This window comes from Pseudaminobacter soli (ex Zhang et al. 2022) (genome assembly GCF_014595955.1).
GTDB lineage: Bacteria > Pseudomonadota > Alphaproteobacteria > Rhizobiales > Rhizobiaceae > Kumtagia > Kumtagia pseudosoli.
The window spans coordinates 65,871-80,547 of record NZ_JABVCF010000002.1 but is presented as its reverse complement, the minus strand read 5'-3'; the positions used below and the strand labels follow the sequence as shown (position 1 = coordinate 80,547).

Below are 14,677 nucleotides of genomic sequence, written 5' to 3'. Positions count from 1 at the left end.
ACAGCGCAGAAGCGGCGGTCTTCGTCGCCGCCTCAGATGTTCAAGCGGTCTTCGCGAGCGTCTCCTCGCCCATCCACGCAGAGATTTTGCCCGCCAACCGATCGGGGGAGACGGGTTTCGACAGATAGTCGTCCATGCCTGCATCGAGGCATTTCTCGCGGTCACCCTTGAGGGCATGTGCGGTGACGCCGATGATCGGAATGCGGGAGCCCGAAGCTGCCTCGAATTCGCGTATGGCGCGGCAGGCCTGATATCCGTTCATCTCAGGCATGGAGACGTCCATCAGGATCAGCTTGGGATTGAGGGTGCGGTACATCTCCACCGCAGTGCGGCCGTTACCGGCGATGCGGTAGGAAAGATTTAGCCCGTTAAGGATTTGGCCGAACACGAGTTGGTTCACCTCGTTGTCCTCGGCCACAAGGATGTCGATGGAGGTGTTCGATGTGGTCGATTTGGGTTCGGCCGCCGACGTGGGTGCGGGCGTCGGCAGGCTGAGAGCCGGCTCGCTCCAGGCAGGCGCACTCTCGCGCACGAACTCTCCAGGCGCTGCTCGCGTGCGGGCCTTCTGGATCACCGAAACCAGCGTGGCGAAGAGCTGCGCGGCGCGGGCCGGCTTGGTGAGATGCGCAGCGATCCCGTATTCCACGACCAGCCGCGCGTAGTCGACCTGATCCACCGAGGTCAGAAGCACGACCGGGATGCTCGCAAGCCGCGCATCCGCATTGATCGCCCGCGCCACGTCGCCGCCGCTCATGCCAGGCATCTGGTAGTCGAGGATAACGCAATCGACCGTGGCGCCAAGCTTCATGGCGCGGTCCAGGAACGCCAGGCCGACAGCCCCGCTTTCGGCTGCCGCACAATCGAAACTCCAGCCACGCAACTGCTCCAGCAGGATCTCGCGGTTCACCGGATTGTCGTCGATGACCAGCACGCGCGCGCCGGTAACCTCCGCCGGAACAGCTTCGCGCTCCTGACCGCCCTCATGCACGGGTAGCGACACCGTGAACCAAAACACCGAGCCCCGGCCGACTTCGCTTTCCACTCCGATCTGGCCGCCCATCAGGTCGATCAGCCGCGAGGCGATCGCAAGGCCGAGGCCCGTTCCCTCATGGCGGCGCGTCGATGAGCCATCCACCTGCGCGAACTGCTCGAACACCGTGCGAAGCTTCTCGGCGGGAATGCCGATGCCGGTGTCCTCGACGCGCAGCTTCAGGTGGGCCTTCCCCTCCCGCACCTCGCCGCTCAGATCGACCAGCACGTGCCCTCGCTCGGTGAACTTCACCGCGTTGCCGACGAGGTTCGTGATGATCTGTCGGAACCGGCCTGCATCCCCGACGACCTGGCTGGGCAATCGCGGATCGACGCGGACGATCAGCTCGAGGTTCTTCTCGGCGACGCGGGCCGAGACCAGCGTGGCGACGTCCTCCACCGTCTCGCTGAGCGTGAACGGCGCCGGATTGAGCGTCAACTGGCCGGCGTTGATCTTGGAGAAGTCCAAGATGTCGTTGATGATTGTGATCAGCGCATTGCCGGATTTGACGATCACGTCCGTAAAGGTCTTCTGGCGCGGCGTGAGATCCGTCTTGGCGAGCAGTTCCGCCATGCCGAGGACGCCGTTCATCGGGGTCCTGATCTCGTGGCTCATATTGGCCAGGAACTCGGATTTGGCGCGGTCGGCTGCTTCGGCAAGCGTGAGCAGCCGCTCGGATTCGGCAAAGGCATTGCGGATCGCGTTCTCCATCGGACGGAAGATCCAGAACCCGACCACGGTGATGACGACCACCGCGAGCGCAGCGGAGAGCAGGAGCACCACGTCGGCGCGCTGCGCCGCCTCCGCGCGCTCAATATCCAGCGCTGCGCGGGCGCGCATCAGCAGGGGCTGAGCGAACAGCGAATTCTGATTGTTGATTTCGCGAGAACTCCAGGTGTCCAGCTTCTCGGCGCCGGCGATCAGACCAAGATTGCGCACCACGTCACGCGACGACCAGAACAGATCGCCATTGATCGAGGCTGTGTCGAGCTCCCGGACCGCGGATTCCGACAGGGATGCTCTCAAATCCGCAAGCTCGCTGGTCAGCGCATCGATCTGCGTCGCCAGCCTCGAAGCATGCCCGGCAGCCGCGGTCCTCAGTTCGGCGCGGGTCTCGTTGCTCCACGCCTTGGTCGCGCTCGTGGCAAAGGCCGAGGCGCCATTCAGGTCCCGTGCCAGTGTGGCGAGATCGAGCCCGATGCGATCGACGCTGCGACGGAACTCGTTCAGATTGTTGAGCATGAACACGATCGCCGCTGTGCTCAGGGCGAACAGGACGAGTCCGGAAAGATAACGCACCCGGATCGAGCGGATGAACGTCGAGTAGGTGGGCACGCGGCACTCCGGAATGACTAAAACTCTCCGGAATTGAATTACGCCCAATTCGACTTAAAAAATCGTTCCCCGGCGGCAATCTGGCGCTGAGTGACCGACTCCCAGACGAATGATGCACGGGATAGGTGCATTTCCCGACGTCTCGCGCTTTCCCTCAATTATCCGAAATCGGGCAACGTCTCAGCTTGACGGTGAGAGAAGCACTGGCAGTCACCTCAAATGTCAACGTAAAAAGTTGGCGGCCATGAATTCCCGGACTTCCTCAGCGATCCAATTTCTGAAGGCGCGAACCTTCGGGTGATCGTGATTGCCTGTCCGATAAACAAGATCGTATCCCCATTCCACTTCCAGCTTGGCTTGCGGGAATAGTGCCACAAGCCGGCCCGCCGCGAGGTCTTCGGCGACCAGCACGCTCCGCCCAAGCGCCACGCCTTCACCCCGGATCGCGGCCTCAATGGACATGCTTCCAAGACTGTAGCCGGGGCCTCGCGTCCTTGGATAAGGCAATTCCATCATCGAGAACCACCGTTCCCATGTCGTGTTCATGCCGATTTCGTGGATGAATTGACACTTGGGCAATTCGCTGGGAGATCGAAGCCCGCCCATGCGGTCGCGATAGTCCGGCGCACAGACTGGAGAGACCGTTTCGTTCATGATGCGCTCGGCCGTCGCAGCGGGATACTGGCCGGTGCCATAGCGCAGAGCAACATCGACGTGACCTGCCGCGAAATCCACCTGAGCGTCGGTCACTTCGAGATGGACCTCGAAATCCGGGTATCGCACCATCAACCTGTGCAGTCGTGATGTCAGCCATTTGCTTGCGAAGGAGACGCCCGAGCTAACGACAAGGCGCGTGTCGTCGTTCTTGCGGCGAACGTTTTCCGCCTCGCGTGCGAGTTCGGAGAGCAGGCGAGTGACTGCACCGAAGAACGAGATGCCCGCGTCGGTCAGTTCTATCCTGCGGGTCATGCGGCGAAAGAGCTGAACCCCCAGGTGATCCTCGAGCGTCTTGATCTGGCGGCTCACTGCGCCGTGGGTCAGATGCAGTTCCTCCGCTGCCAGCGTCATGCTCAGCCTTCTCCCGGTCGCCTCGAAGGCGCGGAGGGTCTGCAGGGGAGGAAGTTCCTCGGGCATGTGACTTTATGTGTGACAGGAGCTCACGTATTCTGTGATGATAAATGGTTTGTCGGCACCGTTCTACGCCCTGTAGACATGACACGGACGCACGCACCCGCCAATCTCCTTGGACGAAGCCGCCATGACGCAGAATGCCGCCAACCTCGCGGTAGGCTCCCCCATCGCTGGGCCTGCCCGGGCCTTCTCTACGAGGAGCCTCGGCGCAATGCTGTTGCTCGCAATCATGTGGGGGCTTTCGATCCCGATCACGAAGTTGGGCCTCGAAACGATCCCTCCATTGACGCTCACCGCCTTGCGCTTCCTGGTGGCGGTTCCTTTGTTCCTGGTCCTGGCGGCAGGTCGGCTTCGGGTGCCGTGGCAAGCGGTGCCCAGCATTGTTGCGCTCGGCGTGATGGGTATTACCCTGGGAAATGTCGCGCAATCGTTCGGCGTGCAGGGCACATCGGCCTCGGCCGGTACGATCATTTCCGCGACGATCCCCATTTTCATAGTGATCTTCGCGGCGATCCGCCTCAAGCAGTCTGTGACAGGGCGACAGTGGATCGGTCTGTTCGCAGCCTTTGTCGGCATTGCACTGGTGGCCGTAGGAAGCGGATCGGGCGTTGACGACATGTCCAAGACCACCGTCGCCGGCGTGGCTTGGATGCTCGTCTCGGCCGTTGCCATCGCATTCTACTACATCTGGAGCGCGGAACTTACGGAGAAGTACGGCACCTTGCCGGTGGCCGCATGGAACGCCTTGGCCGGCCTTGTCGCGATTCTGCCCTTGGCCGGTTGGGAGATGGGGCACGAGCCCATGCAGATCACAGCGCAGGCGGTATGGGCTATCATCTATCTCGGTAGCATGGTGACAGTCGCGGGCCTGCTGTTGTGGCTCTATCTTTTGCGGGCTGTCCCGGCCCGGGTTGCGGCGAGCGTCCAATATCTTCAACCGGTTTTCGGGATTGCCGCCGCATCGGTTCTCTTTGGCGATCAGCTTGGCCTGATGTTCGCGGTTGGGGTCGTCCTGATCTTAGGCGGCCTCGCTTTGGCGGTTGCCAACAAGCGGCCTGCCCCCGAGCAGGCGGTGCCGCACGAGTAGTCGATAAGTCAGCTTTTGCACCCTTGCCGATCGATCATTCTTCACGATCTACGTGAGGATCAGCGCAGACCGATGACCGCTCAGGGGTCGTAAGCCGACGTCAAAGACCCTAGCCGAGATCGACCGGAGTCTTCGTCTGCAAGCCCGGTTCGGTCCATTCGGTCGGGCGAATGACCATCCGCAGCACTCTCGGCCTCTCGCCGCCGCTATGAAGCGAAAGAATACGGTCGTCGACCCCGGCATCCGCCTGGGTTCTGCGCTGATTGAGCCGGACATAATCGTTCCATGTGGGCACGCGGTAGGACTCAACCCAGCGGTCCGGCTTCTGGGTGTCGCGCAGCAGCTCCCATTGCCGGGCGCCATCTCTACGCCGAATCCGCTTGCGCTCCTTCATTGCTTCCAGGAATGCACGCGTATCCTTCTCCTCAATGAGGTATTCGACGAGCACGGCCACCGGCCCGCTTTGGCCGCGCAGGTCGAGTTCGATGTCGGGCACACGCCAGCGGCCAAGTGGGTCCAGATTGTCGGGCGTCTTCCGGGGCAATCCGAACCGCAGTCCAATCGCCGCGCCGCCGAGCATGACAAGGGCGGCGATCAACAGCGCTGTCGGCACGCCGTACTCCTCCGCGGCAAGGCCCCAGACCCAACTTCCCAATGCCATGCCACCGAACGTCGCGGTCTGGTAGAGCGCCAGCGCCCTGCCGAGGACCCAGCGGGGCGTCGACAGTTGGACGGTGACGTTGAACATCGCCAGCGCCAGCACCCAGCAGACGCCTCCTATTGAAATGCCGAGACCTGCCAACCATGCATTCGGACTGAGCGCCACGAAGGTCGCGCATATGGCAAAGCCGATGAAGGCAAGGCGCGCTACCGACTCGTTCGACATCGTCTCGCGCGCCTTGCCGCTGAGGAACGCTCCTGCGATCGCGCCGATGCCGAAGCAGCCCAGCATCAAGCCGTAGAGCAAAGGTCCGCCATGCAGTTGGTCGCGCGAGACGAGCGGCAGCAGGGCGAGCACGATGATGGCCGTGAAGCCGAACACGAAGCCGCGCAGCAGCACCTTCTCGATGTGGGGCGACATCGCGACGTAGCGCAGCCCGGTGGTCATTGCTTCGAACATCCGTTCCGGTGGCAGCGTGCGCTGCTGAACAGGCGGCTTCCAGCGCGATATTGCGAAGAGAAGAGGGAGGTAGCTCACCGCGTTCACGGCGAACGAAGCCGCTGCACCGAGGCTGGCCACTATGATGCCGCCGATCGCCGGACCGACGCTGCGGCTCAGGTTGAAGTTGACGCTGTTGAGCGCCACCGCGGCCGGCAGCACCGTGCGCGGCACCATCTCTCCGACGGATGCCTGCCAGGACGGGTTGTAGAGCGCGGTCCCGCAGCCGATCAGGAAGGTGAACAGGAGTAGCACCCAGGGCGTTATCAGACCGAGATAAGTGATGATCGCGAGCAGTACCGAGACCCCGAGAAGGAAGATCTGCGCAGCGATCATCACCTTGCGGCGCTCGAAATTGTCGGCAATGGCGCCCGCAGCGAGTGAAAACAGCATGATCGGCAGAGACACGGAGGCCTGCACGAGGGCCACCATGTCGGCGGAGGTCGCTATGGACGTCATCAGCCATGCAGCGCCGACGGACTGGATCAAGCCCCCCAGATTGGAGGCGAGGCTTGCGAACCAAACCATGCGGAACACGGGATGGCTCATCGGCGCCAATGGCCGTATGCGATCATTCACCTGCGGCTCTCCGTTCATAGGTATCCGCATAGCGCTTGGTGCTCTCCTGATACCCCTTTGCCAAGAGATTAGAACCGCCAGCCTCCCGCGAATGTTCGCTGGCCCGGTGATTTTTGTTGCGATGGCTTAGCCGCGGCGGAGATGACCGGCAAGAATAGCAACACCAACTTATGCTGCGTTGCAAAAATCTTTCTGCGTTGCAATAAAGCCTTTCCGCAAGGAGATGTCCCATGTCAGCCCGCCAACTTTCTCCCAGAACGGCGATCATCACCGGTTCAACCTCGGGCATCGGGCTTGGCATCGCCCGCCAACTCGCCGCTGAGGGATGCAATGTCGTGGTCAACTCCTTCAGTGACACGCCGGAGGATCGTGCGACAGCCGAGTCTCTCTCGGCCGAGCATGGCGTCAAGGCGATCTACGTCCAGGCCGACATGTCGGACCCGGAACAATGCCGCTCCCTGGTGGCGTCGGCCGCGGCGGCCTTCGGATCGGTCGACATCCTCGTGAACAATGCCGGAGTGCAGTATGTGGCGCCGGTCGAGGAGTTCCCGATCGCCAAGTGGAACCAGATCATCGCGATCAATCTCTCGTCCGCATTCCACACCTCGGCGGCTGCGATCCCCTTCATGAAGCAGACGGGACGCGGGCGTATCGTCAACATCGCCTCGGCCCACGGCCTCGTCGCCTCGGCCTACAAGTCGGCCTATGTCGCGGCCAAGCATGGCATCATGGGCCTGACCAAGACGATCGCGCTCGAACTCGCCCAGGACGGCATCACCTGCAATGCGGTCTGCCCGGGTTATGTGCTGACGCCGCTGGTCGAGGCGCAGATCCCGGACCAGATGAAGGCGCACGGCATGGACCGGGAGACCGTTATCCGCGAGGTGATGCTCGACCGCCAGCCGACCAAGCAGTTCGTGACGGTCGAGCAGGTCGCCGCCGCAGTGTCGTTCCTGTGCTCGGAGGCCGCATCCCAGATGAACGGCACCCATGTATCAGTGGACGGCGGCTGGACCGCGCAATGAGCGTGACGATGCAGGTAGAGGAGGCATAATGGCGGCGCAGTGATCTCTCGCTTCGTACCGCAGTATTGTCGGAGGGCAACTGGGCGGCGAAGTAGAGATCGAACCAGCAAATCTGCTGAACCGCGCAAGATTGCTGACTGCTCCTGACAATGCCGCATTTTGCAGCAAGAGATGGGGATTGGGCGCCCCGCGGTCCTGAAAGAAGAGGATGCGGACGTCACAAAGCTGATTGGTTGATAAAAAATTCTCACTTTTGAATGAGAAGCATTTGCGCTAGGTGTCCCCGCGCCTTCCCGGCGGTCCGAGAGCCGGGAGTGAATGTGCGGCCACGCGCACCCATCTAGAATGCATGCGCGACTACGGGGGGCCGTTCGGGCATACGGAAAAAGCGATCATGTCGAAGTTCAGGTTTCACAAGCTGGCGGCTGTCCTCGTGCTCATTGGTTTCGGAGCATGGATGGGCACGGGCGAGTTCTCGTCGGTCGGCAGCGCGGCGCCGGAAGCGGAAGCCAAGAAGGCCACCGAAGCGGCGAACAAGCCTGTCGCGCCGCCGCGTACCGTCGCGGTGATCAAGCCGCCGCGCACCGAGCATGCGCGCGCCATCCGTATTTCCGGCCGAACCGATGCCGACAAGCGCGCCGTACTGGCGACACGGGTCATGGGCATCATAGAAGATCTTCCGATCAAGCAGGGCCAGCATGTGAAGAAGGGCGATCTGATCGTGCGGCTTCAGGCCGAGGACAAGATCGCAGCCGTCACGATGGCGGAGAGCATGGTGAAGCAGCGCCAGGGCGAAGCCGATGCCGCCGAACGGCTGGCCAAGTCCGGGAACACGCCCAAGCTCCAGGTCGATCAGACGCGCGCCGCACTGGCCTCGGCCAAGGCCCAACTCGAAAGCGCCAAGGCCGAACTCGCGCGCAACGAGCTTTATGCTCCGTTCAACGGCGTCATCGATCGCGTTCCGGTAGAGCGCGGCAGCGCCGTCATGGCCGGGACCGAAATCGCAACCCTCATCAATCTCGATCCGCTGCTGGCCATCGGCGAAGTGAGCGAGCGCGACCTGGGCTCTGTCCGCGTTGGCAGCAAGGCCGACATCCGGCTCGTCGACGGCACCGAGGTGAAGGGCGAACTGCGCTACATCAGCAGCGACGCCGCTCCGGCCACCCGCACTTTCCGCATCGAGGTCGCGATCCCCAACGCCGACAAGAAGCTTCCGGCCGGCATGACGGCCGAGATCACGCTGCGCTCCGATCCGACGGATGCCGTCGTGCTGCCGCGTTCGGTGGTCACGCTGAGCAATGCTGGCGATATCGGCATCCGTGCCGTCGACGCGAACGAGAAGGTCGTCTTCTTCCCCATCGACATCGTCGACGACACGCCGACTGGCCTCGTCCTCGCCGGTATTCCGGCCGATGCGCGCGTCATCGTCGCCGGACAGGACATGGTCAAGGAGGGCGACACCGTGAAGGCGGATGAAGCCGACGCCGAGACGGTCCGCAAGCTGTCGGGCGAAGTCGCCGAGAGCGCACTTTAGAGTAGAGAGTAGGAAAGCGGGGACAGATGGATATCGTCAGGCTGGCGGTCCGCAATGCGCGGCTGACGCTCTCGGTCCTGGTCTTCCTGATCATCGCCGGAGCAGTGGCGTACCAATCCGTGCCCAAGGAGGCGGAGCCGGATGTCGCCATCCCTATCATGTATGTCAGCCTGGTCTACCAGGGCATCTCGCCGGAGGATTCCGAGCGGCTGCTGCTGCGTCCGGTCGAGACGCAGCTGAAGAGCCTCAAGGGCCTGAAGGAGATGCGGTCCGCGGCCTATGAGGGCGGCGGCTACGTGCTGGTCGAGTTCGACCCGTCGACCGATCTCGGCGACGCGCTCATCGACACGCGCAACAAGGTGCAGGACGCCAAGCGCGACCTGCCTGCCGGCGTCGAGGAGCCGACCGTAAACGAGGTGAACCTGTCCGAATTCCCGGTGCTTGTCGTGACGCTCTCGGGCGACGTGCCTGAGCGTACGCTGACCGCCGCCGCCAAGCAGCTGCGCGACCGGATCGAAGAGGTGCCCGGGGTTCTCGAGGGCACGATCCAGGGTTCCCGCGACGAACTCGTCGAGGCGATCATCGATCCGGTGAAGCTGACCTCGTATGGCCTGCGGCTCGAACAGGTCATGCACGGTGTCGGAGCGTCCAACAGCCTCGTGGCCGCGGGCGCGATCGAGGGCAGCGAGGGCAAATACGCCATCAAAGTGCCGGCGCTGATCGAGACGCCCGAGGACGTCGCCAACCTGCCGGTGGTCGCCAACGAGAACGCCGTGGTGCGGGTGCGCGACCTGGCGACGGTCCGCTCGACCTTCAAGGACGCCGAGACGATCACGCGGCTCGACGGCAAGCCCGCCATCGCGATCGAGGTGAAGAAGCGCATCGGCGCCAACATCGTGGAGACGATCGAGGGCGCCAAGAAGGTCGCCGACGAATTCGTCAAGTCCGCGCCGCAAGGCATGGAAGTCACCTACACCCAGGACAAGTCGGTCTTCGTCAACCAGTTGCTGAGCGACCTGCAGAACCACGTCCTGATCGCCGTCATCCTGGTCTTCATCGTCATCCTCTACGCGCTGTCGGGCCGGGCCTCGCTGCTGATCGGACTCGCCATCCCCTCCTCCTTCCTGATGGGCATCCTGCTGCTGGCGCTGATGGGCTACACCATCAACATGATCGTGCTGTTCAGCCTGATCCTGGCGGTCGGCATGCTGGTCGACGACGCGATCATCGTGACGGAATTCGCCGAACGGCGGATGTCGGAAGGCATGCCGAAGGCGCAGGCCTTCGAACTCGCCGCCAAGCGGATGGCGGGACCGGTCATCGCCGCCACCATGACGCGCATTGCCGCCTTCTCGCCGCTGCTGTTCTGGCCCGGCATCATCGGCGACTTCATGAAGTACCTGCCGATCACGCTGATCGTGACGCTGGCGGCATCCATGGCCTATGCCCTGATCTTCGCGCCCAGCATCGGAGCGATCTTCGCAAAGCCGTCGATCCATGAGGAGGAGCAGCATCGCGACGGCCTCTACATGGCTGTCGTCAAGAAGGCCGTCGCCTACCCGATCACCGCCATGATGCTGACCATGGCGCTGCTGGCCGGCGGCTTCTACTCCTACGTCAAATACGGCGCAGGCGTCGAATTCTTCCCGTCGGTGGAGCCGGACTACGGCCTGCTCTATGTGCATGCCCGCGGCAATCTCTCGCTCGAGGAGATGGACCTCGCCACGCGCCAGGCGGAGAGCCGGCTGCTCGGCTGGCCGGGGATCAAGTCCGTCTACACCCGCGTCGGCAAGAGCCGCGGCGGCAACGAGATACCGGAGGACGTGGTCGGCGTCATCCAGTACGAGTTCGTCGACTGGCGCGAGCGTAAGTCCGCACACACCATCCTCGACGAGCTTCGCGTCGCCATGGCCGGCATTCCCGGCGTCGATGTGGAAGTGCGTGTGCCGGACGCCGGGCCGCCCACCGGCAAGCCGATCCAGGTACAGCTTTCGGCGACCGATCCGACGAACCTGAACGACAAGGCGCGCGAAGTTGCAGCTCTCGTCGCCAACGTACCGGGTGTGATCGACATCACGGACGGCCTGCCGCCGCCCGGCATCGACTGGGCGCTGAAGGTGGATCGCTCGAAGGCTGCGCAATACGGGGTGAGCCCCGTCTCGGTTGGCACCGTCGTCCAGTTGGTCACCACAGGCCTGAAACTGACCGACTACCGTCCGGCCGGCGCGGATGATGCCGTCGACATCCGCCTGCGCTTGCCGGAGGACCGCCGCACCCTTGCGGCGCTCGACAATCTGCGCGTGGAGACCGCTCAAGGTTCCGTCCCGATCTCTAACTTCGTGTCGCGCAATGCGGAACGTACGGTCGGTATTCTCAACCGCATCGACGGCAAACGTACCATCACGGTCCAGGGCAATGTCGCGTCAGGGCACCAGGTCGCGTCGGTGCAGGCCGAGGTGACCAAGGCCGTGTCCGGCATGGAACTTCCAGGGATCGACTGGAAGCTGGCCGGATCGAACGAGGACAGCGCCGAGGCCGGAGCCTTCCTGTCCAAGGCGTTCGGGGCTGCGATCTTCCTGATCTTCATCGTGCTCTTGGCGCAGTTCAACAAGTTCACGAGCGTGCTGATCGTGCTCTCCTGCGTGGTCATGGCAACCGTCGGCGCGCTGCTCGGCATGCTGGCGACTGGCCAGGCCTTCGTCATCGTGATGTCCGGCATCGGCATGATCGCGCTGGCCGGCGTGGTGGTGAACAACAACATCGTGCTGATCGACACTTACGACCGGCTGCGCGAAGAAGGCTGGGAGAAGAAGGAAGCCGTGCTGCAGACCTGCCGCGAGCGCGCTCGTCCGGTGGTGCTGACCGCGGCCTCGGCGATCCTCGGCGTGCTGCCGATCGCCTTCGGACTGGGCCTCGAGATCTTCCACCAGGAGACGACGATCAACGCGCCGTCGACACAGTGGTGGATCGCGCTCTCCTCGGCGATCGTCTTCGGCCTGTCCTTCGCGACCGTGCTGACTCTTGTGGTGACGCCATCGATGCTGATGGTCTTCACGCGCAACAAGGACAGCCGCCTCTACGGCTTCTTCCGCCGCATTTTCCGGCGCGGCAAGAAGGCGGAGTCGAAGGCAGCGGAGATGCCCGCGCCGTTGGTCGGACCGCTCGATTACCCGAAGGCGGCGGAATAGCGGGAGGCGACCGGCTTCGACCCATACCTCCCCCTCGAGGGGAGGGTGGCAGCGAAGCGCGCCGGGAAGGGTCGTTGCGGCCGGCCGCAACCTCTTCTCATCACCATAATCGTCAGATCGGATCGAGTACGGCCGAAGCCACCTCTCCCGCCTCGCTTCGCTCGGCACCCTCCCCTCAAGGGGGAGGGATACGCCGCAGCCGGCAGGCCTTCCGGAACCAGTCGCCGTCTCGTGCATTGTCCCTCGTTAGCTTTGTAGATGAGAGGGCAACAATGTCACTGACTACAATTCTGCTTATAATACTTGTTCTGCTGCTGATCGGCGCGGTTCCGGCCTGGCCGTATTCGCGCGGCTGGGGCTACGGCCCGTCCGGCATCCTCGGCGTCATCCTAGTCGTGCTGATCGTGCTGATGCTGATGGGCGTGTTCACCCCCGGCGCGCCGCCGGCGGCCTGATCACCCGTCATCGACGTTCGAAACGGAGGCTGGGCAGCATCGCTGGCCAGCCTCGTTCGTTCTGACTACCGACGCCCTCGGCCTGGAGCATGATCCCGGACCGGAGGACCGCGTCAGAAAAGTTGCAGGCTTTTCGGACAGATCATGCGGCAGATACAAAAACTCAGAGCGAAATGACGACTCGAAAAGAAGTCATCTCGCTCTACGAAGAGTGTTTGAAATCGGCACTCGCGGCCAGCCGACCCATCAGGCAGACAATGACCAGCAGGCCAGCCAGCGCGACGAAGACGATCTGAAACCCGGTATGCTCGGCCGCAAAGCCTATCGCCGACGGCGCGAGCAGGATCCCCGAATACCCCATCGTGGTAACGACGCTCATGCCCGTGGCAGAGGCCATGCCCGGTTGATTGCCCGCAGCCGAAAAGATGATCGGGATGATGTTGGCAATGCCCAGGCCGGACACCGCGAAAGCGGCGATCGCCAGCCACGGCGATGGCGATAGGCCGGCGACCAGCATGCCAGCCGCGCCGACGAGGCTCGATACGGTGAGTGTCCTCACCGCACCGAAGCGGTTGCGCACGCCGTCGCCGATGAAGCGCATAAACGCCATCGCCCCGGCGAACAATCCGTAGGCCAGACCTGCGGTGGCGAGATCACTTCCGCGCTCCTGCTGCAGATAGAGCGCTGCCCAGTCCAGCACGGAGCCCTCAGGAACCATGGTGAACAGCGCCATGATGCCGAGGAGATAGATCGTCCGCGACTTCGGCAGCGTGCGCTTGTGGTTGGAGGCCCTGGCGACCGGCGGGTCCGCGACGATGCTTCGGGTGGCAAGCGCGAAGAACGTCAGAGAGATGGCCGTAACCACGACAGCGTGAGACAATGCGCCGTAGGTCTGGATAAAATAGCCGCCTGCTCCCCCACCGATGAAGCCGCCCAGGCTCCAGAAGGCATGTGACGACGACATGATCGCGCGCGAGATCGTTCGCTCGACCGCGACGGCATTGGCGTTCATCGACACGTCCATGCCTCCGATCACGCCGCCGAAGAGAAACATCGCGATGGCCGCGAGTGGCACGTTCCACGCCCCGACGACGAACAGAAGGCCGAAGGCGGCCAAGATCGAAAAGACGCGCAACACCACCCGCGAGCCGTGATGCGACATCAGGTAGCCGGAGGTAGGCATCGCGGTGATTGCGCCCACCCCGAATAGGAGGATCAGCAGCCCGAGGGTCAATTCACTGATCTCAAGCCTTTCTACAAAGACCGGGATCTGTGGCGCCCAACTGCCCGTGAGAAAACCGTTCATGAAGAAAAGCGCGGCCACCGCCCAGCGCCCCCGCCTGCCGGCACGTACCATGTTCGAAGCATCCATCGGCAGGCCTTTCCCTCTCGCGAGCGGCTGCTCATTAGATCGATTCAATGGCAAGTCAAGGACCGCCCCTCACCTCGCGGGGAGGGCGCCGAGCGAAGCGGGGAGGGTGCCGAGCGAAGCGAGGCGGGAGAGGTAGGCCGATGCCGTACGCCGGCGCTCACTTCGCAGCCCCACATTGCCAAGTTCACATTCCGCAGTACTATCGCGCCGCAAATCGGGGGGCATTGCGCAATGGAACTGGCATTTCCATGGCCGACGACAAACGGCGAGTGGCTGGCATGGGGGAGTGCGGCGGCCACGGTCATCTTCGGCCTGCTGATGTTCTTCGCGCCCCGCATCATGCTTCGCGTCCTGCGGCTGCAGCCGACAGAAGCTCATCCGGAAGCCATAAGCGAGGTCCGCTCGACGATGGGCGGCTTCTATCTCGGCACCGGCCTCTGCGCACTGCTGCTCGCCCAGCCCTTCCTCTACATGGCGCTCGGGCTCTGCTGGCTTTTTACCGCCTTCGGCCGCATGGTCTCGATGCTCTCCGACAACGGAAACACGCCCTATAATTGGCTGGCGCTCGTCATTGAACTAGCGCTGGCGTTCCTGCCGCTGGCCTTTGCGCTGGGCCTGGTCGTATAGCCGGCGAGCGTTCAAGCGGCGACTGCGACAATCTGTTCAAGCGCTTGCCGGTCAACGTGTTGCGGCGATCGTATGCGTATGCTAGACGGCGGGCGGCTGTCGGTCGGGGGGCCATTTGGCGCGGACCGGCCGGCTTATAAAACTGCAGATAGGCC

At 63.2% G+C, this 14,677-nt stretch carries 10 protein-coding genes; 6 read left to right on the top strand and 4 right to left on the bottom strand.

Annotation, left to right across the window (positions count from 1 at the left end; genetic code table 11):
* Positions 1-40: 40 nt before the first annotated feature.
* Positions 41-2,365 (bottom strand): response regulator, encoded by a 2,325-nt coding sequence (locus tag HUI96_RS03580; protein WP_188253278.1) that lies wholly within the window; start codon positions 2,363-2,365, stop codon positions 41-43.
* Between the two features lie 222 nt (positions 2,366-2,587).
* Positions 2,588-3,499: a transcriptional regulator GcvA gene (gcvA, locus tag HUI96_RS03575; protein ID WP_188253277.1), complete on the bottom strand. Its 912-nt coding sequence runs from the start codon at positions 3,497-3,499 to the stop codon at positions 2,588-2,590.
* Between the two features lie 208 nt (positions 3,500-3,707).
* Between gcvA and HUI96_RS03570 the strand changes: the two genes are divergently transcribed.
* The gene (locus tag HUI96_RS03570) at positions 3,708-4,583 is read left to right on the top strand and encodes a DMT family transporter (RefSeq protein ID WP_188253276.1); all 876 of its coding nucleotides are present in this window, start codon (positions 3,708-3,710) and stop codon (positions 4,581-4,583) included.
* Between the two features lie 109 nt (positions 4,584-4,692).
* Here HUI96_RS03570 and HUI96_RS03565 read toward each other — a convergent pair whose 3' ends face one another.
* On the bottom strand, positions 4,693-6,339 hold the full coding sequence (locus HUI96_RS03565) for an MFS transporter (RefSeq protein WP_237683970.1): 1,647 nt from the start codon (positions 6,337-6,339) through the stop codon (positions 4,693-4,695).
* Between the two features lie 212 nt (positions 6,340-6,551).
* Between HUI96_RS03565 and HUI96_RS03560 the strand changes: the two genes are divergently transcribed.
* The 4 genes from HUI96_RS03560 (at position 6,552) to HUI96_RS03545 (ending at position 12,523) form a co-directional block, all read left to right on the top strand.
* Positions 6,552-7,346, top strand: coding sequence for a 3-hydroxybutyrate dehydrogenase (locus tag HUI96_RS03560; RefSeq protein ID WP_188253274.1), 795 nt, complete (start codon positions 6,552-6,554; stop codon positions 7,344-7,346).
* A 394-nt stretch (positions 7,347-7,740) separates the two neighbouring features.
* The gene (locus tag HUI96_RS03555) at positions 7,741-8,880 is read left to right on the top strand and encodes an efflux RND transporter periplasmic adaptor subunit (protein ID WP_188253273.1); all 1,140 of its coding nucleotides are present in this window, start codon (positions 7,741-7,743) and stop codon (positions 8,878-8,880) included.
* 26 nt (positions 8,881-8,906) lie between these two features.
* Positions 8,907-12,068 carry an efflux RND transporter permease subunit gene (locus HUI96_RS03550; RefSeq protein ID WP_188253272.1) on the top strand — a complete coding sequence of 1,054 codons (3,162 nt, stop codon included), beginning with the start codon at positions 8,907-8,909 and terminating at the stop codon, positions 12,066-12,068.
* Positions 12,069-12,340: 272 nt separating this feature from the next.
* A complete protein-coding gene (locus HUI96_RS03545; RefSeq protein WP_188253271.1) occupies positions 12,341-12,523 on the top strand; it encodes a DUF3309 domain-containing protein in 183 nt (60 codons plus the stop codon).
* Between the two features lie 202 nt (positions 12,524-12,725).
* Here the strand turns inward: HUI96_RS03545 and HUI96_RS03540 are convergent, their stop codons facing one another.
* Positions 12,726-13,895, bottom strand: coding sequence for an MFS transporter (locus tag HUI96_RS03540; protein WP_188253270.1), 1,170 nt, complete (start codon positions 13,893-13,895; stop codon positions 12,726-12,728).
* A gap of 231 nt (positions 13,896-14,126) precedes the next feature.
* Between HUI96_RS03540 and HUI96_RS03535 the strand changes: the two genes are divergently transcribed.
* Positions 14,127-14,522, top strand: coding sequence for a DUF4345 family protein (locus HUI96_RS03535; protein ID WP_188253269.1), 396 nt, complete (start codon positions 14,127-14,129; stop codon positions 14,520-14,522).
* The last annotated feature ends 155 nt before the right edge of the window (positions 14,523-14,677 follow it).

What these genes read in the sequence shown, in the direction of transcription:
- HUI96_RS03535 (WP_188253269.1), top strand. Translation starts at nt 14,127, where the DNA reads ATGGAACTGGCATTTCCATGGCCGACGACAAACGGCGAGTGGCTGGCA.
- HUI96_RS03550 (WP_188253272.1), top strand. Translation starts at nt 8,907, where the DNA reads ATGGATATCGTCAGGCTGGCGGTCCGCAATGCGCGGCTGACGCTCTCG.
- HUI96_RS03565 (WP_237683970.1), bottom strand. Translation starts at nt 6,339, where the DNA reads ATGAACGGAGAGCCGCAGGTGAATGATCGCATACGGCCATTGGCGCCG.
- HUI96_RS03560 (WP_188253274.1), top strand. Translation starts at nt 6,552, where the DNA reads ATGTCAGCCCGCCAACTTTCTCCCAGAACGGCGATCATCACCGGTTCA.
- gcvA (WP_188253277.1), bottom strand. Translation starts at nt 3,499, where the DNA reads ATGCCCGAGGAACTTCCTCCCCTGCAGACCCTCCGCGCCTTCGAGGCG.
- HUI96_RS03570 (WP_188253276.1), top strand. Translation starts at nt 3,708, where the DNA reads ATGCTGTTGCTCGCAATCATGTGGGGGCTTTCGATCCCGATCACGAAG.
- HUI96_RS03555 (WP_188253273.1), top strand. Translation starts at nt 7,741, where the DNA reads ATGTCGAAGTTCAGGTTTCACAAGCTGGCGGCTGTCCTCGTGCTCATT.
- HUI96_RS03545 (WP_188253271.1), top strand. Translation starts at nt 12,341, where the DNA reads ATGTCACTGACTACAATTCTGCTTATAATACTTGTTCTGCTGCTGATC.
- HUI96_RS03540 (WP_188253270.1), bottom strand. Translation starts at nt 13,895, where the DNA reads ATGGATGCTTCGAACATGGTACGTGCCGGCAGGCGGGGGCGCTGGGCG.